Source organism: Zobellia sp. 1_MG-2023 (assembly GCF_030549125.1).
In the GTDB taxonomy this organism is placed as follows: Bacteria; Bacteroidota; Bacteroidia; order Flavobacteriales; family Flavobacteriaceae; genus Zobellia; species Zobellia russellii.
The window spans coordinates 263,636-287,971 of sequence record NZ_JAUOSY010000002.1 but is presented as its reverse complement, the minus strand read 5'-3'; the positions used below and the strand labels follow the sequence as shown (position 1 = coordinate 287,971).

Annotated in this window: 25 protein-coding genes; 12 read left to right on the top strand and 13 right to left on the bottom strand. The window is 39.1% G+C overall.

Annotated features, from left to right (window positions below; translation table 11 throughout):
- The 8 genes from Q4597_RS05245 to Q4597_RS05210 all read right to left on the bottom strand — a co-directional run bounded on the left by Q4597_RS05245 (position 1) and on the right by Q4597_RS05210 (position 7,250).
- Positions 1-351, bottom strand: coding sequence for a DUF4260 domain-containing protein (locus Q4597_RS05245; protein ID WP_289038702.1), 351 nt, complete (start codon positions 349-351; stop codon positions 1-3).
- A complete protein-coding gene (locus tag Q4597_RS05240; protein ID WP_215913027.1) occupies positions 348-1,100 on the bottom strand; it encodes a cyclase family protein in 753 nt (250 codons plus the stop codon). Before Q4597_RS05240 ends, Q4597_RS05245 begins: the two co-directional genes overlap by 4 nt.
- Positions 1,101-1,199: 99 nt before the next feature.
- Positions 1,200-2,333 carry a radical SAM family heme chaperone HemW gene (hemW, locus tag Q4597_RS05235; protein WP_303405083.1) on the bottom strand — a complete coding sequence of 378 codons (1,134 nt, stop codon included), beginning with the start codon at positions 2,331-2,333 and terminating at the stop codon, positions 1,200-1,202.
- 254 nt (positions 2,334-2,587) lie between these two features.
- On the bottom strand, positions 2,588-3,142 hold the full coding sequence (ruvC, locus tag Q4597_RS05230) for a crossover junction endodeoxyribonuclease RuvC (protein ID WP_215913029.1): 555 nt from the start codon (positions 3,140-3,142) through the stop codon (positions 2,588-2,590).
- A 10-nt stretch (positions 3,143-3,152) separates the two neighbouring features.
- Positions 3,153-3,623 carry a hypothetical protein gene (locus Q4597_RS05225; RefSeq protein ID WP_289061430.1) on the bottom strand — a complete coding sequence of 157 codons (471 nt, stop codon included), beginning with the start codon at positions 3,621-3,623 and terminating at the stop codon, positions 3,153-3,155.
- 128 nt (positions 3,624-3,751) lie between these two features.
- Positions 3,752-4,891: a lipopolysaccharide assembly protein LapB gene (locus Q4597_RS05220; RefSeq protein WP_303405079.1), complete on the bottom strand. Its 1,140-nt coding sequence runs from the start codon at positions 4,889-4,891 to the stop codon at positions 3,752-3,754.
- 2 nt (positions 4,892-4,893) lie between these two features.
- On the bottom strand, positions 4,894-6,858 hold the full coding sequence (locus Q4597_RS05215; protein ID WP_303405077.1) for a M56 family metallopeptidase: 1,965 nt from the start codon (positions 6,856-6,858) through the stop codon (positions 4,894-4,896).
- A gap of 11 nt (positions 6,859-6,869) precedes the next feature.
- Positions 6,870-7,250: a BlaI/MecI/CopY family transcriptional regulator gene (locus Q4597_RS05210; protein ID WP_155598441.1), complete on the bottom strand. Its 381-nt coding sequence runs from the start codon at positions 7,248-7,250 to the stop codon at positions 6,870-6,872.
- A gap of 199 nt (positions 7,251-7,449) precedes the next feature.
- On the opposite strand from Q4597_RS05210, the gene Q4597_RS05205 reads away from it, so the two are divergent.
- Together Q4597_RS05205 and Q4597_RS05200 are read left to right on the top strand one after the other, a co-directional pair.
- The gene (locus Q4597_RS05205; protein ID WP_215913032.1) at positions 7,450-7,965 is read left to right on the top strand and encodes a DUF456 domain-containing protein; all 516 of its coding nucleotides are present in this window, start codon (positions 7,450-7,452) and stop codon (positions 7,963-7,965) included.
- A 13-nt stretch (positions 7,966-7,978) separates the two neighbouring features.
- Entirely contained in the window at positions 7,979-9,295 is a 1,317-nt protein-coding gene (locus Q4597_RS05200) for a serine hydrolase (RefSeq protein ID WP_215913033.1), read from the top strand.
- Positions 9,296-9,309: 14 nt separating this feature from the next.
- Here the strand turns inward: Q4597_RS05200 and Q4597_RS05195 are convergent, their stop codons facing one another.
- Together Q4597_RS05195 and Q4597_RS05190 are read right to left on the bottom strand one after the other, a co-directional pair.
- Positions 9,310-9,864 (bottom strand): nitroreductase, encoded by a 555-nt coding sequence (locus Q4597_RS05195; RefSeq protein ID WP_215438592.1) that lies wholly within the window; start codon positions 9,862-9,864, stop codon positions 9,310-9,312.
- 87 nt (positions 9,865-9,951) lie between these two features.
- A complete protein-coding gene (locus Q4597_RS05190) occupies positions 9,952-11,109 on the bottom strand; it encodes a homogentisate 1,2-dioxygenase (RefSeq protein ID WP_303405074.1) in 1,158 nt (385 codons plus the stop codon).
- Between the two features lie 280 nt (positions 11,110-11,389).
- Between Q4597_RS05190 and Q4597_RS05185 the strand changes: the two genes are divergently transcribed.
- Positions 11,390-11,515 carry a hypothetical protein gene (locus Q4597_RS05185; protein WP_256439076.1) on the top strand — a complete coding sequence of 42 codons (126 nt, stop codon included), beginning with the start codon at positions 11,390-11,392 and terminating at the stop codon, positions 11,513-11,515.
- Between the two features lie 233 nt (positions 11,516-11,748).
- Here the strand turns inward: Q4597_RS05185 and Q4597_RS05180 are convergent, their stop codons facing one another.
- From Q4597_RS05180 to Q4597_RS05170, 3 genes are all read right to left on the bottom strand, one after another.
- Positions 11,749-13,026 carry an NAD(P)/FAD-dependent oxidoreductase gene (locus Q4597_RS05180; protein WP_303405071.1) on the bottom strand — a complete coding sequence of 426 codons (1,278 nt, stop codon included), beginning with the start codon at positions 13,024-13,026 and terminating at the stop codon, positions 11,749-11,751.
- A 126-nt stretch (positions 13,027-13,152) separates the two neighbouring features.
- On the bottom strand, positions 13,153-14,055 hold the full coding sequence (locus Q4597_RS05175) for a universal stress protein (protein ID WP_303405069.1): 903 nt from the start codon (positions 14,053-14,055) through the stop codon (positions 13,153-13,155).
- 90 nt (positions 14,056-14,145) lie between these two features.
- Positions 14,146-14,781: a Crp/Fnr family transcriptional regulator gene (locus Q4597_RS05170; RefSeq protein ID WP_215438739.1), complete on the bottom strand. Its 636-nt coding sequence runs from the start codon at positions 14,779-14,781 to the stop codon at positions 14,146-14,148.
- 178 nt (positions 14,782-14,959) lie between these two features.
- On the opposite strand from Q4597_RS05170, the gene Q4597_RS05165 reads away from it, so the two are divergent.
- The 9 genes from Q4597_RS05165 to Q4597_RS05125 all read left to right on the top strand — a co-directional run bounded on the left by Q4597_RS05165 (position 14,960) and on the right by Q4597_RS05125 (position 24,309).
- Positions 14,960-17,356: a heavy metal translocating P-type ATPase metal-binding domain-containing protein gene (locus Q4597_RS05165; RefSeq protein ID WP_303405066.1), complete on the top strand. Its 2,397-nt coding sequence runs from the start codon at positions 14,960-14,962 to the stop codon at positions 17,354-17,356.
- A gap of 136 nt (positions 17,357-17,492) precedes the next feature.
- Positions 17,493-17,927 (top strand): doxx family protein, encoded by a 435-nt coding sequence (locus tag Q4597_RS05160; protein ID WP_215438597.1) that lies wholly within the window; start codon positions 17,493-17,495, stop codon positions 17,925-17,927.
- 195 nt (positions 17,928-18,122) lie between these two features.
- A complete protein-coding gene (gene ccoS / locus Q4597_RS05155; protein WP_289061415.1) occupies positions 18,123-18,332 on the top strand; it encodes a cbb3-type cytochrome oxidase assembly protein CcoS in 210 nt (69 codons plus the stop codon).
- A 2-nt stretch (positions 18,333-18,334) separates the two neighbouring features.
- Positions 18,335-20,539 carry a cytochrome-c oxidase, cbb3-type subunit I gene (ccoN, locus tag Q4597_RS05150; RefSeq protein WP_303405062.1) on the top strand — a complete coding sequence of 735 codons (2,205 nt, stop codon included), beginning with the start codon at positions 18,335-18,337 and terminating at the stop codon, positions 20,537-20,539.
- A 5-nt stretch (positions 20,540-20,544) separates the two neighbouring features.
- On the top strand, positions 20,545-20,736 hold the full coding sequence (locus Q4597_RS05145) for a CcoQ/FixQ family Cbb3-type cytochrome c oxidase assembly chaperone (protein ID WP_215438600.1): 192 nt from the start codon (positions 20,545-20,547) through the stop codon (positions 20,734-20,736).
- Complete coding sequence (locus Q4597_RS05140) at positions 20,733-21,668, top strand: cbb3-type cytochrome c oxidase N-terminal domain-containing protein (RefSeq protein WP_303405061.1); 936 nt, start codon at positions 20,733-20,735, stop codon at positions 21,666-21,668. The genes Q4597_RS05145 and Q4597_RS05140 overlap by 4 nt, the downstream gene beginning before the upstream one ends.
- Positions 21,669-21,715: 47 nt before the next feature.
- On the top strand, positions 21,716-23,134 hold the full coding sequence (gene ccoG / locus Q4597_RS05135; protein WP_303405060.1) for a cytochrome c oxidase accessory protein CcoG: 1,419 nt from the start codon (positions 21,716-21,718) through the stop codon (positions 23,132-23,134).
- Positions 23,135-23,150: 16 nt separating this feature from the next.
- A complete protein-coding gene (locus Q4597_RS05130) occupies positions 23,151-23,597 on the top strand; it encodes a FixH family protein (RefSeq protein WP_303405058.1) in 447 nt (148 codons plus the stop codon).
- 7 nt (positions 23,598-23,604) lie between these two features.
- Positions 23,605-24,309, top strand: a complete 705-nt coding sequence (locus Q4597_RS05125; RefSeq protein ID WP_303405057.1) for a sulfite exporter TauE/SafE family protein — start codon at positions 23,605-23,607, stop codon at positions 24,307-24,309.
- The last annotated feature ends 27 nt before the right edge of the window (positions 24,310-24,336 follow it).

Genomic DNA, 24,336 nt, shown 5'->3' with positions numbered 1-24,336 from the left:
TTATTTTCCTATTTCCCCCAAGTGGGTAAACTTAAAACCTTTATCATATTTTAGACCATAGCCAAAAACACGGTCCATTGCCGCATGCGAAAATAAGATAATCCCTACCAATTGCAATACGGGTGCCGAAAGATACACCCCAATTATATAGATGGCAAGAGCAATTCCTTTGTGATGAAAAATATTATAGAAAACGGCACCCCACTTATTCCCCAAAAGATAGCCCAACATACTAAAATCCGGAGTTAACAGCAACACTACGAACCACCACCAGGCATATGGCAAAAGACTGAACATGTATATTCCAAACAAGAACATACCCAACTCCTCTACCTTTAGCCACTTGGTCATTTTTGTATAATTCTATAAAGTACAGGTCTACTGGGGCTGGCATCATTTTCAAAAGGAGCCACCTGAATATTTAACAGATACGTGCCATCTTCAATAGAATTGGAAACATAAATAAACTCCGTTATAGTGGCTTTTTTTCTGAGTTTTCCTCCAAAATTCCAGAAAGCTTTATGGGCTACCAGTGCTCCATCATCCTTTTCTTTATCTACGGAAGGTAAGTCTACCAATAAATGCTCCACACCTTTTTCTACAAGAAACTCGGCAGCCTCTTCTGTGAGGTAAGGAGGGTTTGAATGTGAATATTGGCGGGACTTTTTCTGCTTCATATTAGGCAGGGTACGTATAACCACGGCCTCTCTCTTTTTGTTCCCCAAAGCATATTTAAGCTGCTTTTTTGAAACCACAAAGTCGTTATCTACCATTTCCGGAGCAATGGTAATGACTTCCGCCAGAAAGAAAAATTGTTTTAAGTTTTTATTGATAGAATGAAAATCTTCTGTAATATGACCTACACATTCCGTGTGTGTGCCGTGGGCATGCGGGTTGAATGAAATATCATTGAAATTGATGGAAGCCCCTTCGGACACTTTACCAACATACCCTTTTTCTTCGTGCGGCTCAATTGTTGGCGGGGCCACATACCATGCACTTACATTTTGCTCGCCACCCTTAATGGCTATTGAAATATCCAAGGGTTTGGTAAGGTCTATGGGGTAGTTTCTTGTTCTATGTTTTATAGTAGCAATCATAAAAAATATTCTATTTTTAGGATAATCCTTGCGTTAAAAAACTTAAAAGCGGTTATCCTTTTCCGTACTGTACAACAGCACTAATTTTCACTTTCATATTTACCCCAAATTTACCATAAAAAGGTCGGATGCGAGACCATCTGCCAAAAAACGACCTTTTTTAGTGGTCAGTAATGTGTCTCCATTAATATGAAGTAAGTTATCCTTAAGATGTTTTTCGGCCTGCATTAAAGCGTACTCACGATATTTTTCACCAAAATCAGACGCAATTCTAGAAAGCGATACACCCCAAATGGTTCGCAAGCCTGTCATTACATATTCATTATAGGTATCGGTCATTGATAATGTTTCGGTTTCCATAGGGAGCTCCCCTTTTTCAATGGACTTCAAATATTTTGGGTTGTTATTGATGTTCCAACCCCTACTAACCCCATCATAGGAATGGGCGGACGGGCCAATGCCCAAATACTTCTTCTGTTGCCAGTATGCTGTATTGTTCCGCGAAAAATATCCGGGCTTCCCAAAATTGGATATCTCGTAGCTTTCAAAACCGGCGGCTTCCAAAGTTTCGGACAAAATATGAAAATGCGCCTGTGCCACCTCATCATCTACATTCTTTACCAGGCCTTTTTTAATAAAGTTGGCAAGGGCAGTTTGTGGCTCAACAGTGAGGGCATAACTGGAGATATGTGAAATCCCAAAGGAGAGAGCCTTGTCTATATTTTCCCTCCACCGTTCGTTGGTCATATCCGGAATGCCATAAATTAAATCGATAGAAATATTATCAAAATATGTGGTGGCTTCCCTTATACAATTTTCGGCTTCGCTGGCATTGTGCGCCCGGTTCATCAACTTTAAATCCGCCTCAAAGAAAGATTGAATCCCTATGCTTAAACGATTGATAGGACTCTTGGAAAGAGATATTATTTTCTCCGTGGATAAATCATCGGGGTTGGCTTCTAAGGTAATTTCCGGATGCTCCGAAACCGAATAGTGCTCATAAACCGAATCAATTATCGACTGGATTTCTTCAGTTTTCAACACACTAGGTGTTCCTCCCCCAAAATAAATGGTTTCTACCACCTCATCCTTAAACTCATCCTTTCTCAAGGAAAGCTCTTTCTGCAAAGCCAGGACCATAGCCTCTTTCTTCCCCATTGAAGTAGAAAAATGGAAGTCGCAATAATGACAAGCCTGTTTGCAAAAAGGAATATGAATGTAGATGCCGCTCATGGGTTAAATAGTATTGAGATTTTAGTAGTTAGTAGTTAGTAGTTAGTAGTTAGTAGTTAGTAGTTAGTAGTTAGTAGTTAGTAGTTAGTAGAAGTTAAAAAACGTCCATCAGGAAATGCTTTACACAAGATTTTTTTCGTTTAATTATCCTTTATCTCTACTTCTAACTTCCTCCTATTTATATATTTCATCGTTGGAATCTCAGTACTCTTTACTCTTTACTCAATACTCAGTACTAAATACTAATTCCTACCCTACTTCTTCACCCTTTTTGCATTCTGCTTTACAAAAGCGTCCCACCCGGTATAACTTTTACCAACTTCTACCCTCCCTTCGTTATAGAAATGGCAAACTGCTGCAGCAAGGCCATCCGTGCTATCAAGATTCTTAGGTAAGGTTTTTAGCTTTAATACACTTTGCAGCATTTTAGCAACTTGTTCTTTACTGGCGTTTCCGTTTCCGGTAATCGCCATTTTTATTTTTTTTGGCAAATATTCGGTAATGGGAATTTCACGCGAGAGTCCGGCAGCCATAGCCACACCCTGCGCACGACCTAGCTTAAGCATAGATTGTACGTTTTTCCCAAAGAAAGGAGCTTCAATGGCAATTTCGTCCGGGTGATAGGTGTCTATCAGTTCTATGGTACGCTCAAAAATGAGTTTAAGTTTGGTGTAGTGATCGTCATACTTTTTGAGCATCAATTCGTTCATTTGGATGAACTCCATTTTTTTTCCTACCACTTTTATAAGACCAAAGCCCATAATGGTAGTACCTGGGTCAATACCGAGTATAATTTTTTCTGTTGCCAAATATTTTAATTTATTGAAGCACTATGGGAATTCTAAATTTTGCCCTAACCGGAATACCTCTTTTAAGTGCGGGTTCAATTTTGGGCAAACTGTTCAGGCTCTTTTCTATTTGTTGATCAAAACCTGGAAGCTGGTCTTCGGTTATATTACCTTTATCAATATGTAAAAGGGATATGGCCCCTGAAGCCTCCATTAAAAAGTCTACAAAAATAGTGTCTTTTACGGCTTCTTCAACCACAAAGTCCGATTCTTCTAGCGTTTTGGAAAAATGTTTCAAAAGCGTTGCCATAAAGCATTGCTTTTGCTCTTGTTTAGAAGCAATTTCATCACAATCGGCAAAAAGAGGGTATTGGTCCACATCTTCCCAATCTATGCTCAATATCTCTTTATTGACCAATTCTTGGGTCTTCTCTTCCTTTGACGCCGACCAATTGCATGCGGTAAGCAAGAACAAAAAACATAAAATTGTGAGGTTTCGCATTGCCCTAAATTCTAGGCGGAAATTACGATTTTTTGTGGAGGTTTGTGCTATGAATCGCTATTCCCGCAAGGAAAATACTCCAAAATGGCAGTTTTCAATTAAAAAATGGAATTGAAAAACGATAGTGGTTATTTTACATCATAATGGATTTCCTCTTTTAATTCAGAAATACGCTTGCTTACCATTTTGGACATATAGTCGTTTTTATCACCAAATCTCTCGTCAAATTTTTCATAATACGTTAATTTGATTTTAGGGTCTTTGTAATACTGATCCGCCACTGTACAAACATTGTGATAGACCAGTGCATCATCCGGGTCTTCTTGATGTGCCAGTTTGTAGTATTTCAAAGCTGTTTTCATATCGTCCTTATTCCTTGCGATTCCCGCTAAAGCTACATATTCTCTTAACAAAAAGGGCTTTTGAACCGTAATGGATTCTTCAATATAGTATTGAGCGCTATCTACTTGCCGATTTTTCCAAAACACCTGACCCAAATTGAAATAAGCATCGGCATTTTCATCATTCAACTCCAGCACCTTTCTATAATTTATCTTTGCCGGCTCAAACTCCCATTCTTTAAAATAACAGTAGGCCAATTTCTCGTAGATATACTCCTTATGCTCGCCCAATGCTATTAACTTTTCAAAATACGGACGCGCTTTAGTGTATTCATCATTGTTATAATACGCCAATGCTTTTAAGTTGAGCATCGCCACATCATTTTCATAGAAATGAAGTCCCTTATCAATAAATGTTAAGGCCGAATCTTTTTCTCTCTGGCCCACATAATATTTCCCTAATTGAAACAGACTTCTTAAATGTGTACTATCAATTACCACTGCCTTTTTGTAAGACGCCAGACCACGCTCCGTCTTTTTTTCTTCACGAAAAGTCTCTCCCAAATAAAAATGATACTCAGGGTTGTTACTTGCAGCATGCGTCAGTTCTAAAAATAGGGCCTCCGCATTCGTAAAGTCTTTTGTTTTCAGATACAGCTTTCCCAGTTCAAATTTTGCAATTTGAAGCGTTGTATCTTGAGACAGCACATTCTGATACTGCGCAATTGCTTTTTCATAATTGCCAATAGCGTTATAGGCCCGAGCAATCTGTAAAGTAGAAGTAATGGAACCATCTTCCGCATAATGGTTAATCGCCTTTATGTAGTTACCTGTAGCGAAGAGACTATCTGCTACGGAGACTGTTGCTACTTGGGCTTCTGATGTAACACAGAAAACCAACAAAAAGATACTAACTATGACTCTCAAGTTTATCTAAGTTTAAAAGTGATAGGAACTGAATATGGTACATTTACATTTTTACCGTTATGTTTACCCGGGGACATTTTAGGTAATTTAGAAATAATACGTTCCGCTTCCTCTTCTAAAGATTTATCCGGGCCTCTTGTAGAAATATGAGTAATGTTTCCTGAGGTATCCATTAGGAAAATTACCAGAACCCTGCCTTGAATCCCTCTTTCTTGTGCATCCTGCGGATATCTGAAATTCTTGGAAATATGCCGATTTACACTTTTCTGAAAACAGTCTTGTATATTATCCGCATTTTCACAACCCGGAAAAACAGGGGGGATTTCTACTTCTTTAAAAGCCACGGAATTCCCATAAGCTATTTGGGCCTCAGCGGATAATTTAGCTATTTCTTCCTTTTGCATTTGCGCATAAATATCATTAGTACTAGACGGACTAAACCCTGCTTGCTCCAGCTTAAATGTAATAGGAATTGAAAATATAACTTTAACAGTTTTACCCTCGTAAGAACCCGGTGTCACACGCGGCAATTTTTCAATGATACGGACTGCTTCAGCTTCTAATGATTCATGGGGACCTCTTTTTCGAATATCTACAATTGAACCATCTTCATCAATAGTAAACATAATACTTACCCTGCCTTGAATTCCCTTTCTCTGAGCTTCTTCGGGATAATTAAAATGTTTACTAATATGTTTCTGGATATTTTGTTGAAAGCAAGCTTTTAAATCATTTTCATTTTCACAACCCGGAAAAACAGGAACTTCGTCAGCATAGATAAAAGGCACTAGATTTTCTTCCCTATAAATCTTTTTCCAATCGTACGGTTCGTCTGCAGAAGGTGAAAAGTTTTTGAAGTACTTTGGCGAACCATTATTATCAACAGTCATTTTAGCCCGAATTGGCTCATTGTTAATTCCCGAAACAAATACGTTATCCTTTGTACTTTCGAACTTCAATGAATTTTCGGAATCTTTTACCTTCAAACTCCAAGCTTCTTCGGAACTGGCTAGAGACTTCAATCTTGTATACACCATAGTTTCCTCTTCTTCAGAGAGATCATCTACACTGCTTACGGTTATAACATTATCATTGTCGATAGCATCGTCCTTATTATCATTTTCACACGAAGTATAAAATAACATACCCAGTACCAAGGGCACCAATGCCAAATATTTTAATTTGAAAACCGATTTTGATTGTGATTTTTGTAACATGACAATTCGTTTTTTGATTAATGATGATTTAAAAAAATGATTGATGAACGATATATTTTGAGTTTGGAATACTTGGGAAAGCAACAATTGGTATTGTTCGTTTTTATTGTTTTTCGCAACTTTTGCATCGGCGATGAACTCGTGCAATTCCGAAATTCTATTTTGGTAGACATAAACCAGCGGATTAAACCAGCCAATAACGCGCATGAGCTCAAAAAAGAGTAAATCCCAAGAGTGCCCTTGTTTTATATGAACCAATTCATGGGCTATGATATTGGTGTAATCCGTTTTTGAAACTTTATCCCCAATAAAAATTGATTTAAAAAAGGAGAAAGCCATATTGCTATTGGGAATCAGTATTTGCGTAAACTCCTTGAAACTAATCCTGTCTCCTTTTGTACTCAAAAGATACAGCTGGCGCAGCTTATACACCAATAACAACGTAGCTACTAGTGCTCCAGATACAAATAATACCATTTGCCATGAAATGTCTATTGCCGTAGGCTCCTGAACCCCAACTACAAGGGCATTATTTACCCCCCAAAATTCCTCGCCATATTCAATATAGGGCTGTTCCACTGTGGTTTTAAAGGCTTCTATTTTTATAAAGGGCAGCACTAAAGACAGCAAAAATGTGCTCAAAAGATAAAAGCGGTTCCATTGAAAAAAGGTCTCCCGTTTTAAGAAAAAATCATAAATAACAAGAAAAACCAATTGAAAGGCGATGCACTCTAGGATGTACTGTATCATCAAAACAGATTTTAATTATTCTTTTTATTTGTCTCGTCAGGTTTTTTAATATCCTTTAAAATGGACTCCAATTCCGAGAGACTCATATCGTTCTTCTTCATAAAGAAAGAGACCATACTTTTAAAGGAACCCTGAAAATACCCGTCTACCAGCTTGTTAATACTCTGATTGCTGTAATCCGACTTCTTTACGATGGGAAAATACAGATACCCCTTCCCTTCTTTTTCATGGTCTACAAAACCTTTGCTTTCTAAAATCCTTACAATTGTGGATACCGTGTTGTATGCCGGTTTGGGTTCTGGCAACTGTTCAATAATAGCGGCAACATTGCATTTTTCCAGTTGCCATAACTGCTGCATCACCTCTTCTTCTGCTTTTGTTAATTGCTTCATTTAACTAAGTATTTAGTTCATCTACAAAACAAATATAACTAAAAATATAGTTTAAACTAATATTTTAGTTTAAAAAATAAAAATCACATCAACGGATACTAACTAACTGAATATCAAACAAAACAGCAAGTAATTAAATTCATATCCTTTTAGGGTGTAACAAAATGAGGTTATCTTCGTCAAACAGAAAATTGATAAAATGGACATTGTATTACTCATTTTAGGCTTCATCTTTATGCTCATTGGCATTCTGGGAAGTTTCCTACCGGTTCTACCCGGACCTCCTATTAGTTGGGTAGGCCTATTGTTATTACACCTTACTCAGGCGGTCCCCCAAGACAATTTGTTCTTGGGAATTACAGCCGCTCTGGCCCTGTTGGTTTTTGGCTTGGACTATGTAATTCCGGCCATGGGGACAAAGAAATTCGGGGGTACAAAATATGGTGTTATTGGTACCACTCTTGGTCTTTTGGTTGCCCTTTTCTTTCCAATTTTAGGTCCGTTTGGAATTATAATTTGGCCATTTGTTGGTGCCTTAGTTGGCGAATTACTGAACAAAGCCGATGGAAAAACAGCCACTAAAGCCGCATTTGGGTCGTTCTTAGGCTTTTTGACCGGAACTTTTATGAAGTTCTTAATCGCTATAATCTATTTAGGACTCTTTATCTCCAAAGCATGGAACTACCGGCTAGAATTATTTCCATTTCTTAACTAATACATCTCATCTCATGAAAAAGATAATCTGCTTACTTGGTTTTACCCTCATTAGTCTTTCTCTTTTTTCACAAAATTTCAGTTCCCCAAAGCTAGACAGCCTATTTACCGCTCTGGAAAAACATGACCGTTTTATGGGAAGTGTGGCCCTTTCCCATAAAGGAAAGACCATTTACACCAAGACTATTGGTTATGCCGATATGGAAACCGAAAAGAAAGTAGATGTAAACACAAAATTCAGAGTGGGTTCCATTACTAAAATGTTTACTTCCGTACTTACTTTTATGGCCATTGAGGAAGGAAAAATAACTCTGGACCAACCTATAGCCGACTTTTTTCCTAACATTAAAAATGCCTCTAACATTACTATTGGTAATTTGCTTAATCACCGAAGCGGTATTGCCAATGTTACCAGCAGACCGGATTACCTTCTGTGGAATACGCAACCTAAAACAAGACAGCAACTACTGGAACTAATAGAACAAGGGGGTAGCATTTTTGAACCTAATAGTAAAGGGGAATACAGCAACTCCAATTATCAGCTATTGACTTTTATTCTGGAAGACGTGCTAAAGGACAGTTACGCTAATCTTATTAAAACAAAAATAACTGAGCCCCTGAAATTGAAAAACACCTATATGGGGAGCACCATAGATACCAACAACAATGAGGCTTTTTCATATAATTATGACACCCGCTGGAACAAGTCTTTTGAAACCCATATGTCCATCCCAATAGGAGCTGGGGCCATAGTCTCTACTCCTACTGACCTTAATACCTTTTCCACCGCTCTATATGAAGGAAAACTTATTACCAAAGAAAGTCTAAAACAAATGAAGACTTTTGAAGATGGTTACGGCATGGGATTGTTTGAAATGCCTTATTTTACTAAAAGAGGATTTGGACACAATGGTGGTATAGACGGTTTTACTTCTCAACTAGCTACATTTCCCAAGGACCATATTTCCGTGGCACTCACATCTAACGGCACTCGTTATAGCAACAATGATATTCTCATTGCAGTTTTAGCGGCATATTATGACAAGTCTTTTAGCCTACCCAATTTTAAAACCATTGAGGTTACGGCAGAAGATTTAGAAAAATATTTAGGCATTTATGGAAGCAAACAACTGCACTTAAAACTTACTATTACCGAGAGTGAAGGAAACTTAACAGCACAAGCTACCGGTCAGCCTTCATTTCCGTTGGAAGCTGTAGAAGAGCATGCTTTTGAGTTTCACCAAGCAGGCGTACGTCTGGAATTTAACCCAGAAGAAAAGACCATGCTACTAAAACAAGGAGGAAACACGTATACGTACACCAGGGAATAGGCTTTGGACAGGCCTTAATCCATCCAAACTACTTTATCCGCAATTGGGGTCCGCTGCCCCTCTTGGATGGCCTCATCCGTATAGCCCATATAGAAAAAACCCAAACAAGCTTCGCCTTGGTTCATTTCAAAGAAATCGTTCATGTGCTTAACGAGTCCCGGTGAGCTCCAATAGCAACCTATACCCATATCCGTACAGCAGAGCCACATGTTCTGGACCGCCATTGCCGTAGCAGCTACTTCTTCCCATTCAGGAATACTTTGAGCAGGGTCCCTTTGCATACAAATAGCAATAATTGCACCGGCACGTTTAGGATTTTCAATCAGTTTTTTGGCTTTGAATTCTTTTGGGTTCGGTTCATTCTCCAAATATTTCAGAGAAAGGAATAATCCTAATTTTTCTTGGGACTCGCCCTGTAAAACTCGAAACCTCCACGGTTCGGTTTTCTTGTGGGTGGGTGCCCAATTGGCCGCTTCCAATATTTTCTCAATATCGGCCTTGGCTATTGGCTTATCATTGTATTGCGCCGGAAAGACAGAACGTCTATTTTTTATTAAATCTAATATCACTTATCTCTTATTTTCTTTTTCAAAAGTATCCAAAAAGCGAGAGCCTAGCATGGGCTTTAGCAAAAAGATAACAGACCTCTTATAGATTTACTCCAACCAACTTTTATAATATTTGCCATCATCTATATCCATGGCCTGTTGGGTGAGTTTTAACGGCTTAAACGTGTCTATCATAACCGCAAGTTCTTCGGTTTTGCTTTTTCCTATACTGGCTTCATAGGTGCCTGGATGCGGACCATGAGGAATACCTGCAGGATGTAAGGAGATGTACCCTTCATCAATACCTTTTCTACTCATAAAATCACCATCCACATAATAGAGCACTTCATCCGAATCTATATTGGAATGATTGTACGGTGCGGGAATGGACTGCGGGTGATAATCGTACAACCTAGGACAGAACGAGCATACTACAAAGGCACTGGTCTCAAATGTCTGGTGTACTGGTGGCGGTTGGTGAACGCGACCCGTAATAGGTTCAAAATTATGAATAGAGAACCCATACGGAAAATTATATCCGTCCCAGCCCACAACATCAAAGGGATGAGTAGCATAAATCATATGGTGCAATTGCCCTTGCTTCTTCACTTTAATTAAAAACTCGCCCTTTTCATCAAAAGTCTGGAGATTTTGGGGCAACTTAAAATCACGCTCGCAAAAAGGCGAATGCTCCAAGTGTTGTCCAAACCAGTTACGATATCTTTTAGGTGTGTAAATAGGATGATAGCTTTCGGTTATCAACAAACGGTTGTCTTCGGTATCAAATTCAATCTGATATATCATACCTCTGGGAATCACCAAATAGTCCCCATATTCAAAAGGAATTTCACCTAACAAGGTCTTTAACGTTCCCGAACCCTTATGAACGAACAAAAGCTCATCTGCATCTGTATTCTTATAAAAGTACTCCGTTAACGATTTTCTTGGTGCCGCAAGCCCTACGTGAACATCATTGTTAAAAAGAACGGTTTTACGGCTCTGCAAATAGTCATCTTCCGGAGCAACCTGAAACCCCTTGAGCAGCCTAGATTTTAAATTGTATTCTACAGCGGCCCTTGGAGCAATATCTAAAGTTTTGCCCACTTCTTTTACTTGGGTAGGCCTATGTAAATGATATAGTAAAGAAGACATGCCATCAAAACCAATGGTGCCGAACAATTGTTCGTAGTGCAAAGTGCCATCGTCTTTTTTGAAAATGGTATGTCGCTTTTGCGGAAACTTTCCTAGTTTATGATATAAAGGCATCGTTTTTTCTTTAAAAATCTAGTTTAAAAATACGGCTTTTTTATCGATATCGCATATTTGGCCCTTTTTATAAATGGATGAAATTATTAGAACAGGACAAAATTCTTAAAATGGAAAAAACGTTTTATTAACGTGTTTCATCGATGAAAACAAATCTATTTGCCGTAAGTTTGAGGTGTTGTTAAGTTGATGAGAATGAGCGATGTAAAACTGAAAAGATTCAACTCTTTTGACCAGTTTTAAAAAACCAGTAAAAAACCAAAACCTTAAACCTCGTATCATGCAAAAAACACAATATCAGTTAAAAGCGGAAAAGGCAAAAAAAGCATGGTTATCCATCCAGAACAAAGTAACTTCTAAACGCAACCAAGAAAATCTTCTTGAGCGCCAACTGCAAAAAATCTAAGTTTTTAGAGTCAGAATATCATTAGGTCTACCTATTAATTCCTAAAGGTAGCCCGATGATTTCATGCGCCCGATCGCTACCCTAAAAGGGAAACCACCTGCAAACAGCGCACAAAAAAAGCCTTCCAACATGGAAAGCCTTTCATTGGCCCAAACCTATACAGGCTCTGGGTCACAACACAACATGGCAAAGATACTAAAGCATTTTAATTAATTGCTATCTGTACCGCTAAACTATGTCCTAGGAGTAAAACGCCTAAGAATAAGCCTTGCCGCTTTATCATAATTGATGTAATTGTAGGCCCAGTTAAAAAATACAATCACCTTGTTCCTAAAACCAACAAGCGCCATTAAGTGCACGAACATCCAAATGAACCATGCGAAAAAACCTCCAAATTTTAGTTTTTTGATGTCGGCTACGGCCTTATTTCTTCCTACAGTAGCCATGGTTCCTTTATCTACATAGGTAAAAGGTTTCATTTCCTTACCCTCTAGCAATTTCTCCAAATTTTTGGCCAAGAGCTCCCCTTGTTGGATTGCGGGTTGCGCCACTTGTGGGTGCCCTTTGGGAAAAGCCTCTGTTTCCATATAAGCAATATCTCCAATAGCAAAAACCGAATCATACCCCTCTACTTGATTGAACCGGTTTACCTTATACCTATTCAATCGTTCTACCAATATATGGGGTGCAAAACCCTCAATTGCAGCACCCGTTACGCCCGCCGTCCAAATAAAGTTTTTAGTACGTAGCGTGCTTCCGTCCTTTAAGGTAACCTGTTCTCCATCATAATTACTTGCAATAGCATTTAGATGTACGCGCACACCCAATTCCTTTAAAAATTTGGTAGCCTTTTTAGAGGCGTTCTCACTCATTGGAGGTAAGACCCTAGGGCCGCCCTCGAACAGATTGATTTCCATTTCATCTACATTCAGATGCCTATAATCTTTTGGAAATACATTATTCTTTAATTCTGCAAATGCCCCAGCAAGCTCAACTCCCGTTGGTCCCGCTCCCACAATGCAAAAATTAAGTAAGGCTTTGCGCTCTATAGGGTCTTGGGAATCATCTGCCTTTTCAAAATTCTGCAACATTAGACTTCTAATGTCCAATGCCTGCGGCACACTCTTCATAGACATGGAGTACTGGGCGATCTGCTGGTTTCCAAAGTAGTTGGTCTTTGTACCTGTTGCCAAAACCAGATAATCATATTCTAGGTTTCCCGTATCTGTAAGAATCAGTTTTTGTTCGGGGTCAATACGCTCAACATTGGCCAGTCTAAAGTAAAAATTCTCCAAGTGTTTTAGCACTTTGCGAATAGGGTACGCAATGGAATCCGGCTCAAGACCGCTGGTTGAAACTTGATATAATAAGGGTTGAAATGTATGGTAGTTATGTCTATCCAGTAAAACAATCTGTAAGTCTATTTCACTGAGTTTTTTTGCTAGTGATATTCCGGCAAAACCGCCACCAATAATCACTAATCTTTTCTGACCTGTATTAGGAAGGTTCATCGCTAATTTTTTTACAAAATTAAGAAGAACCCCAAGAGTATCTTTTTTATTTTGAGAAATATAACATATAAAATTATCGCAATAAAAAAACTAGGATTTTGTTTGTCCCGCTATGGTAAAAATTGATTACTCAGAAACTAAAGAACTCTCCTCTTTCCGGCTCTTTAAAGAGCTGCACATACCCAGTTCCGGTATAACCAACAAAGGTATCTGAGTGTGAAAAGCCACACGTTTCACCACAAGCTCCCTAGTTATATTTTCCATATAACTATGTTGGTAATGGAGCATGGCCAACAGGTGAATATCCAACTCATTGCTAAACACCTCAAGCGTTTTGGAAATGGAATTCAGTTCCGAAACCGTATGTACATAATGCTCCACACCATTTAAATATTTGCGCAGCATACCTAAATTAAACTTCTGAAGTTCCGTTAAGGCCGAAATTTTGTGCTGTACGTGCACTATCCTAATTACGGCATTAAAGGTAAGGGCCATATCCAAAAGAGGCTTAAGCTCCGATTCCGTATAAAAACGATTGAAATCTGTTGCAAAAGCTATTTCGTCCGGTGTTTTGAATTTAAAATGTTGAGGAACGGCAAGTACCGGACATCTCTTTACCGCCTTTATTATTCGTACCGTGTTACTCCCCATAAAGACCTCATCTAGACTAGATGCCCCTTTGGTTCCGGCAATGACCAAATCTATGTTATAATCATCCACCACTTCCCGTATCTCGTCTACCAACATTGAAAAAGAAGATATGGCCGTGAATTTATGCTTAGGGTTTTGGAACTGGGCCTGTATTCCTGAAATGAAGTTAGTTAACCCTTCCTCTGATTGTCTTCGTGCCGAATCCTCTATTTGTCCGTCAGAAACATTGGCAGCCATGAACCTACTGTGTGCAATATGGGGCGTATAGGTATTTAGCACATAAAAGTTACAAGCTTCATTTTCAAAAAGCTCTATGGCGTAACGCGCCGCATTCCATGCATTTGCCGAAAAATCTGTGGGAAGTAAAATATTTTTCATCTACTTTTTTTATTGAAATCTTCAAGGGTAAAAGTAGAACCAAACCCATAGGCAAACTATGACATATATCAGTTTTTGAGAAGTGCGCTTTTAGAAACCTTCAATTAGGTCTAAAAGTTTACGTTCCTCAACCACCCCAATCCGTTTTCCGGAAGTCTTGATCAATCCCTTTTTCTTAAATTCGGAAATAATCCGGATACAGGATTCGGTAGCAGTGCCCACCACATTGGAATAATCTTCTCTCGACAAGGTTAATTTCAAGAATCCTTCATCATCCTCTCCGTAATTCTTTTTGAGGTATAAAAAGGCTTCGGCCATTCGTTGCTTCACGGTTTTCTGGGACATATTTACAATAACATCATCTGCCTCCTTTAAATCGTGGGCCATATGGCGTAATACCTCAACCGCAAAATTCGGGTTACAGTCAAGCGTATTGGAAATAACATCTTTGGGTATAAAACACACCTCCATATCACTCACCGCAATAGCACTTAGGTTCGTTACCTCTTCCGCAATTACGGAACGTTGCCCCATTACAGCACCCTTACTGGCCAACTTCACTATTTGGTCCTTTCCGTTGGCACTAAGTTTAGACATTTTGGACACACCGTCCCTAACACAGAAAACACCATCTAATTGTTGACCTTCGTGAAAAAGGGCTTCACCTTTTTTAAGAGTCTTGGAGATTTTGGAATCGGACACTTTCTTCAATTCTTCTTTGCTCATAGCACGTAACGAATTGAATTGCCGTATTATACAATTTTCACATCTACTATTCATAACTCTATTATTTATACCTGACACTACAAAGGTACCGTTCGTAATCTACACAAAACCTGACAATTGTCATGTTTTTAAACATCTATAACCCGCACCTTTGTAACAGGTATTAGCAAGTGTAAAGATGAATTCTAATAATTGTTTCCATTGCGGTAATGACTGTGAATCCAATGCCATAGTCTTAGATGATAAAAATTTCTGTTGTAACGGCTGCAAGACCGTTTATGAAATTCTATCTAGCAATGATTTAAACTACTATTACGATATACAATCGGCTGCAGGGGCAACCCCAAAAGCTATTGATGGAAGATACGCTTTTTTAGATTCAACAGCAATTACTGAACGTCTTATTGAATTCAATGATGGAGACATCCAAATTGTTAACCTCCATATTCCACACATTCATTGTAGTTCCTGTATCTGGGTGCTTGAAAACCTTAACAAACTAAACGCGTCTATAAAAAGTACGCAAGTAAATTTCCCTAAGAAGACGGTCCGTATTACATACAACAGTGCTGATGTTTCTTTAAAAGAAGTTGTCATTCTTTTAGCAAGGATTGGTTACGAACCCAATATTTCACTAGATGATTTTGATAATAAAAAGAAAGGTGCCGATCGCAGCTTAATTTATAAACTTGGGGTTGCCGGTTTTGCTTTTGGCAATGTCATGTTTCTTTCTTTTCCTGATTATTTTGACCTCTCCTCCAGTGATGCATCGGGCGGTGAGTTCTGGCTCAACAGATATGAACCGGTATTTCATTGGCTCATGTTCCTGTTTTCATTGCCTGTCCTCCTCTATGCAGGTAGGGATTATTTTATATCGGCCTATAAAGGACTACGAAGTAACCTATTGAATATAGACGTACCCATTGCCTTAGGAATTTTGGCACTCTTTCTGCGCAGCACACTAGAAATTACATTTGGCTGGGGAAGTGGATTTTTTGACTCCTTAACCGGTTTGGTCTTTTTCTTGCTCCTAGGAAAATTTTTTCAGCAAAAAACCTATTCTTTTTTATCGTTTGAACGTGACTACAAATCCTATTTCCCTATTGCCATAACCCGTATTTCTAGAGAAGGCAAAGAAGAAACCGCTCAAGTGCACGACATAAAAAAAGGCGACCGATTATTGATTAGAAACGAAGAATTGATTCCTGTTGATGGTATACTGATAAACGGACAAGCCCGTATTGATTATAGTTTTGTTACCGGTGAATCCGAACCGGTTAAAAAAGAATCCGGAGACAAAGTCTTTGCCGGCGGAAAACAGCTTCAGGGTGCTATAGAGATGGAGGCCTTAAAATCGGTTTCACAGAGTTATCTTACCCAATTGTGGGGAAACAGTGTTTTTCAAGAGGATAAAGCCACTAAGTTTCAGACCTTGACCGATAGTATTGGAAGAAGATTCACCATTGCGGTACTTTCCATTGCTTTTTTATCTGCGCTGTTCTGGCTTGTATATGACCCAAGCAAAGCCATGAACGTTTTTACGGCTGTCTTAATAATTGCTTGCCCATGTGCGATTGCTTTGGCCTCACCCTTTACTCTTGGTAATATGCTGCGTATTTTTGGCAGGAAAAAATTTTACCTGAAAGATACCAGGACCATAGAACAGCTCGCACAAATAGATACCGCTATTTTTGATAAAACAGGCACCATTACTACTTCTAAAAAAAGTACCGCCACCTATGAGGGAATGCCACTTACGGAAGCCGAAGCTTCTTTGCTTAAAAATACCTTGCGAGGCTCTAACCACACACTAAGTAGAACCCTTTATAACCTGTTGGCCCAGCAAAACATTATTACTCTAGATGAATACGAAGAGCATATTGGCAAAGGTGTGGAGGGCATAAAGGACAACACCCACATAAAAGCAGGTTCCGCCATTTTTGTAGGCAACACAGAAACTGCTGACGCACTTACGACTTCTGTACATGTTAGCAGTAATGACACCTATAAAGGCCGCTACGTTTTTCACAATCAATACCGTGATGGGGTTTCTGAAGTATTTCAAGAAATGTCCAAAAAATTTGGATTGGCTATCCTATCAGGAGATAACGAAGGAGAAAAACCACGATTGGAAAAATTGCTGCCCAAGCTTACGCCTCTTTATTTCAACCAAAAACCACAGCACAAACTGGAGTTTATAAAATCCTTGCAAGAACAAGGTAAAAAAGTACTCATGGTAGGCGATGGACTAAATGACGCCGGAGCATTGGCCCAAGCCGAAGTAGGACTTGCCATTTCCGAAAACATTAACGTTTTTTCTCCTGCCAGTGATGGAATTATGGACGCTTCCAAATTTCAACAGTTGAACAAGTATATCATGGCTTCCAAAAAGGCTATGAAAATTATAAAATTATGCTTTCTCTTATCCTTAATGTATAATATTATTGGTCTATACTTTGCCATTACAGGACAACTGGAGCCTGTAATCGCAGCCATTTTAATGCCTTTAAGTTCTATAAGCGTAGTGGCGTTCGCAACGGTAGCTACCAATGTAATAGGAAGAGAATTAAAATAACCTCTAAAGGCTATTCTTACAAAGGAGAAGAAATTGAATGCAACCGGAAAACTTAACTGTTAAAAAACCAATCCGAATGCTATAAAAAGTTAGGTTTGTAAGGTTCAAAAACCAACTCAACTAGACTAAACAATACATGCCTTCTTCAAAGACAGCTTTGCTATACACTCATTTTAAGAAAATTTCACTCCTGCAAATCTCAATAGGTGTTGTTTACCTATGGTTTGGGAGTTTAAAATTCTTTAGTGATGCCAGCCCGGCCGAAGAAATGGCCAAAGACACCATTAGTGTGCTCACGATGGGACTTATCCCTAGGGAAACCTCTATCATTCTTTTGGCAATTTTAGAAGCGGGAATCGGTATTTTCCTGCTTGTGGATATTTATAGAAAGCAAACGGTAATTATAACCCTTGCCCATATGGTCTGCACCTTTACCTCTCTTTTACTTTTAAGTGAGATATCGTTTACTTCTAGCCCTTTTGCCCCTACTCTCCTTGGCCAGTACGTAATCAAAAACTTGATTATTATTGCGGCTTTAATTTCCATTTACCAGAACACCAAAAAAGCCTAAACTTCTGCTATAGGCCTACTTTCATCTAACTCAAAATCTGTTTTCACTTTTTCCTCACAAATAGTAACGCAACACACATAATAACAGACAATTAACTCGCACACAAATAATCTTCAAGGTATTTATCAAAACCTGATATAAGTCATATTTAATGGCGAAACCGTACCGTAGTTTTACACCATAATTCAGGTAGGTATGAGTGTAATTTATGTGTTATTGGCTATCAGCATTCTTGTTGCGGTCCTATTTTTCATAGCATTTATCGTTTCAGTTAGAAGTGGTCAGTATGATGATTCGTACACCCCTTCTGTACGCATGCTTTTTGAAGATGAATTGGTCTTGCCTAAAAAGACGGTCACTAAAAAAGTAGAGAAAGAGAAAATCCAACTAAATAAACAAGTATAATTATGGAAGTTCAGCAGTTTTATTACGATAACAAAATCGTGAAAAATTTCCTCTATGCAACCATGTTTTGGGGTATTGTAGGTATGTCTGTGGGCTTATTATTGGCCTTTATGTTCATGTTCCCCAATTTAACCGATGGTATTTCATGGTTAAGTTTTGGTCGCTTACGCCCGTTGCATACCAACGCGGTAATTTTTGCATTTGTAGGAAATGCCATTTACGCCGGGGTTTACTACTCCACTCAGCGTTTGCTTAAAGCACGTATGTACAGTGATTTTCTTAGTAAGTTTAATTTCTGGGGTTGGCAACTTATTATTGTTGCGGCGGCCATAACACTCCCTTTGGGGTATACTAGCTCTAAAGAATATGCTGAACTTGAATGGCCCATAGATATTGCCATTGCTTTGGTTTGGGTGGCTTTTGGGGCTAACCTAATTGGTACCATGATCAAAAGAAGGCAACGCCATCTATATGTAGCTATTTGGTTTTACCTGGCTACGTTCGTAACGGTTGCCGTACTTCATATTTTCAATAATATTGAATTGCCCGTAAGTGCCTTAAAAAGCTACTCGGTTTACGCAGGAGTTCAAGATGCATTGGTACAATGGTGGTACGGCCATAATGCGGTAGCTTTTTTCTTGACTACCCCATTCTTGGGCCTTATGTACTATTTTGTTCCTAAGGCGGCCAACAGACCAGTATATTCTTATAGACTTTCTATAGTTCACTTCTGGTCATTAATATTTATCTATATATGGGCAGGTCCGCACCACCTTTTATATTCTGCTTTACCGGATTGGGCACAAAACTTAGGGGTTGCTTTCTCTATCATGCTTTTGGCTCCTTCTTGGGGTGGTATGATCAACGGACTATTAACCTTGCGTGGGGCTTGGGACAAAGTACGTACCGATCCCGTTCTAAAATTTATGGTGGTTGCCATTACCGGTTATGGTATGGCCACTTTTGAAGGTCCAATGCTTTCGCTTAAAAACGTGAACGCCATTGCCCATTTTAGCGACTGGATCATTGCCCACGTACACGTTGGTGCTTTGGCGTGGAACGGATTCTTGACATTTGGTATGATCTATTGGTTGGTTCCTAAAATGACCAAGAACAAGTTATTTTCTACCGGCTTGGCAAACTTTCACTTTTGGATCGGAACCTTGGGTATCATTTTATATGCATTGCCCATGTATGTTGCCGGGTTTACACAGGCCTTAATGTGGAAAGACTTTAACCCAGATGGCACTTTGGTTTACGGTAACTTCTTAGAAACCGTAGTAGAAATTATGCCTATGTACTGGATGCGTGCTATTGGGGGCAGCCTCTACATTTTTGGAGCAATAGTCATGATCTATAACGTTGTGCGTACTATAAAATCCGGTAGCGTTATTGAAGACGAGTTGGCCGAAGCTGCAGCACTTACTCGTGTTTCAAAACATAGAACAGCTGGTGAAACTTTCCATACATGGTTAGAGCGTAAGCCTATTCAATTAACAATTTTAGCTACTGTTGCTATTTTGATTGGCGGCATTATACAGATTGTGCCGACTATATTGGTGAAATCTAACATACCCACGATTACCAGTGTAAAACCCTATACTCCGTTAGAATTAGAAGGTCGTGACCTGTATATTCGAGAAGGTTGTGTTAGCTGTCACTCACAAATGGTTCGTCCTTTTAGAAGTGAGGTAGAGCGTTATGGCGAATATGCAAAGGCAGGTGAATTCGTATATGACCACCCATTCCTTTGGGGTAGTAAACGTACAGGGCCAGACCTATTAAGGGTTGGAGGAAAATACTCCGATAACTGGCACCTGAACCACATGTATGACCCACAAAGCACCTCATCCGGTTCAATAATGCCCGCCTACGCTTGGCTTATTAGAAACGAGCATGACCGAAGCAATATTCAAACTAAAATGGAAGCCATGGTAACCCTTGGCGTGCCTTATACCGAAGACGATATTGCAAATGCCGATGCCCTAATGGATGAGCAGGCAGAAAAAATTGAAAAAAATCTGTACACAGACCCTGATTTTGCAAAAAGCTATGAGGCCGATAAAGCCTATGCCGCCGAAAACGGTGAGGAATTCGTAGAAATGAGAGATCGTGAGATTGTAGCTCTAATCGCTTACTTACAACGTTTAGGCACTGATATTAAGGTGAAGGAAACCGGGGAATTATTATCTGACAACAAAAATTAGAAATCATGTTCAAATTTGTAAAAGGTTACATGGAAACTATAGATGGTGTAGCAACCTACCCCATGATATCATTACTCATCTTTTTTGTGTTCTTCACATTGCTGTTCTGGTGGGTAATCACAGCCTCAAAATCATATATAAAGGAAGTTAGCGAATTGCCTTTAGAAGAAGATAACCAACAAAACCTAGACCTATGAAAAATACATCTACATGGTGGATCAAGATACCGCTCATATTCTTTTTAATATTCGGGTTAACGGAGTTTTTCGTTGATTCCGGTGAAATGCCGGCCTTTATAAAATACCCTATGGTACAGGTGTTCCTGGTTTTTATCCTGTTTTTGCTTATCGCAATTGCGGTAATTACCAGGGCCATTGAAAATGTAATGTTCCAAACACTTTCAAAAGAAGGACAAGAACGTTATCTAGCGGCCAAAAATAAAACCTTTGAGTGGAAATGGGGACAAAGAATCTACCAAAAAATGTTGGGTTCCAAGCCAATTGAAAAAGAAGGCGAAATTATACTAGACCACAACTATGACGGTATACGGGAACTAGATAACAACTTACCTCCATGGTGGGTGTATCTTTTCTATGCTTCCATTGTTTTTGCCGTAGTGTACATGGCCCGTTTTCATGTGTTCAATGACTATGATCAGGATCAAGAGTATGAGCAAGAAGTTGCCGCAGCCCAATTGGAAATAGAGGAGTATAAGAAAAATGCAAAAGATCTTGTTGACGCCAATACCGTTGAACTACTCACAGATGCAGGAGACCTAAAGGCTGGTCAAACTATTTTTGAAAGCAATTGTGTAGCCTGCCATATGATCGATGGTGGCGGTGGTATTGGTCCCAACCTTACGGATCAAAACTGGATTCTTGGCGGAGGCATCAAAAACGTATTCCATACCATATCCGAAGGTGGTCGTGATGGCAAAGGTATGATTGCATGGAAACAAAACTTAAAACCTGCAGAGATTGCACAGGTAGCAAGTTATGTACTAAGTTTTGAAGGTACCACTCCAGCAAACCCCAAAGCTTCCGAAGGTGATGTTTGGGTAGACCCCAATGCGCCCGAACAAGCTGCACCAGAAGTAGAGGTAGATTCTGCTTCGGTTTCCGTAAACTGATTAATGCAGGGTTCATATGCCCTGTTAGCTGATAAAGCGAAAAGAAAATGGCACAAGACCAAGATAATTTTAGAGATTCAATTGGCACCATCAAAGAAGATGGGAAAAGGGCATGGGTATATCCCAAAAAACCTAGTGGCAAATTTTACAAATACCGTAAATATGTTAGTTACGTGCTCCTTGCATTTCTGATTTTTTCTCCTTTTATAAAAATAAACGGCAATCAGTTTTTAATGTTCAACGTGTTGGAAAGACGTTTCAACATCTTTGGTTTTCCTTTTTATCCGCAAGATTTTCACCTTTTCGTTATCTCTATGATCATTGGGGTGGTTTTCATTGCCTTATTTACCGTTGCTTTTGGTCGTATTTTCTGCGGATGGATGTGTCCACAGACCATCTTTATGGAAATGGTCTTCCGTAGGATAGAATATTGGATAGATGGTGACCGCGGTGCCCAAATGCGATTGGATAGACAAGAGTGGAATGCCGATAAAATTCGGAAACGGGCATTAAAATGGTTCATTTTCTTTGTCATATCATTTATAATAGCCAACGTGTTTCTTGCCTATTTAATCGGTAGCGACAGATTGATACAATACATTACGGATGGACCGGGGCAGCATATAAGTACCATGGTTTCGCTACTGATTTTTACTGCGGTATTTTATTTTGTCTTTGCTTGGTTCAGGGAACAGGTGTGTATTATTGCGTGTCCTTATGGCCGCATGCAAGGGGTACTTTTAGACAACAAGTCTATTGTTGTGGCGTATGACCATAAACGTGGAGAGGCCGAAAACGGCAGAAAAAAATGGCGCAAGAACGAGGACCGTGAGGCACTAGGTCATGGTGATTGTATAGACTGCTTTCAATGTGTAAATGTTTGCCCAACCGGGATTGACATTAGAAACGGAACACAGTTGGAGTGTGTTAATTGCACTGCTTGTATAGATGAGTGCGATACCATTATGGAAAAAGTAAACCTTCCAAAAGGTTTGATCCGTTATGCCAGCGAAGACGAAATAACCAAAAAAGAAAAGTTCAAGTTTACGCCTCGCTTAAAGGGGTATACGGCGGTATTGGTCATATTAACCGGAGTACTAATTGGTATGATGTTCTTAAGAAATGACCTTGAAGCGAATATTCTAAGATTACCGGGGCAACTTTACGAACATAAAGAAGGTAATATTATCAGTAACGTGTACACCTATAAATTGTTGAATAAAACCACCAAGGCGGTTGAAGATGTTCACTTTAAATTGATATCCCCAAAAGGGGAAATTAAACTGGTGCGCCACGAAAATTTTGATGTACAGCCAGAAGCTTTGGCAGAAGGTACCTTGTTCATAGAAATTAATGCATCCGCTTTAAGCGGAGACAAGAACAACCTAAAAATTGGGGTGTACAGTAAAGACAAATTAATAGAAACTACCACGGCCCGCTTTTTGGCGCCACGTAGTTACAAATAGAACCTAAATAAAAATCATGAAAATTAATTGGGGTACAGGTATTGTCATAGCTATCATCGCATTTATCAGTTTTATCATGTTTTTTGTGGTCAAGATGACTACCAGCCATGATGCCAATCATGATTTGGTAACCGAAGAATATTATAAAGCCGAACTTGGTTATCAAAAAGAAATAGACGCGGAGCAAAATGCCATTGACTCCCATGAACAAATTCAATTGGAAAAAACCGCCGACGGATTGTTGGTGATTTTTCCCAAAACATATTCAAACACAACGATATCCGGTATTGTATCCCTTTACAGACCGTCCAATAAGCACTTGGATTTTGACTTACCCATTAGTCTGTCCAATTCACATTTGCTCATACCTGACAAACGCTTGTTGGATGGTCGTTGGGATATAAAAGTTACTTGGAAACACCAAGGAAAGGATTTTCAATACAAAGAAAGCATAACCTTTTAAGAAGCATATGATTCTATCTGCACTCATATTAGGACTTATGGGAAGTTTGCACTGCGTAGGCATGTGCGCGCCCATTGCCTTTATGCTTCCGGTAGATAGAACCAACAACTTCAAAAAACTCGGCCAGATCTTTATTTATCATTTTGGTAGGCTTATGGCCTATGCCATCATAGGACTTGTTTTTGGGCTTGTTGGAAAAGGCCTGTCCATCTTTGGCGCCCAACAGAAACTCTCTATTGCCATAGGTGCTTTAATGATTTTGGTTGTATTGATTCCCTATAGAACATTCAATAAATACAATTTATCCAAACCCCTTTACAAAATCATATCAAAGGTTAAGAACCAACTTGGAAAAGAACTGAAGAAAAAATCGGCGGATACCTTTTTGACTATTGGATTCTTAAACGGATTTTTACCTTGTGGTCTGGTCTATATGGCACTTTTTGGAGCAATTGCCATGGGCAACGCTTTACAAGGTGGTCTTTACATGATGTTATTTGGACTAGGAACTATTCCTCTTATGACAACGGCAATCTATTTCAGTGGTCTACTTAAAGGAAGCGTACGCCAAAAAGTACAAAAAGCTATTCCCGTTTTTGTAGTGGTCATAGGTTTACTTTTTATCCTTAGAGGTCTTGGGCTGGGTATTCCATACGTATCCCCTGCACCTGTAACTCAATTAGCCTCAAGTGCTATAGAATGCCATAATTAAGGGCCACGGCCAATAAAACTATTCTCT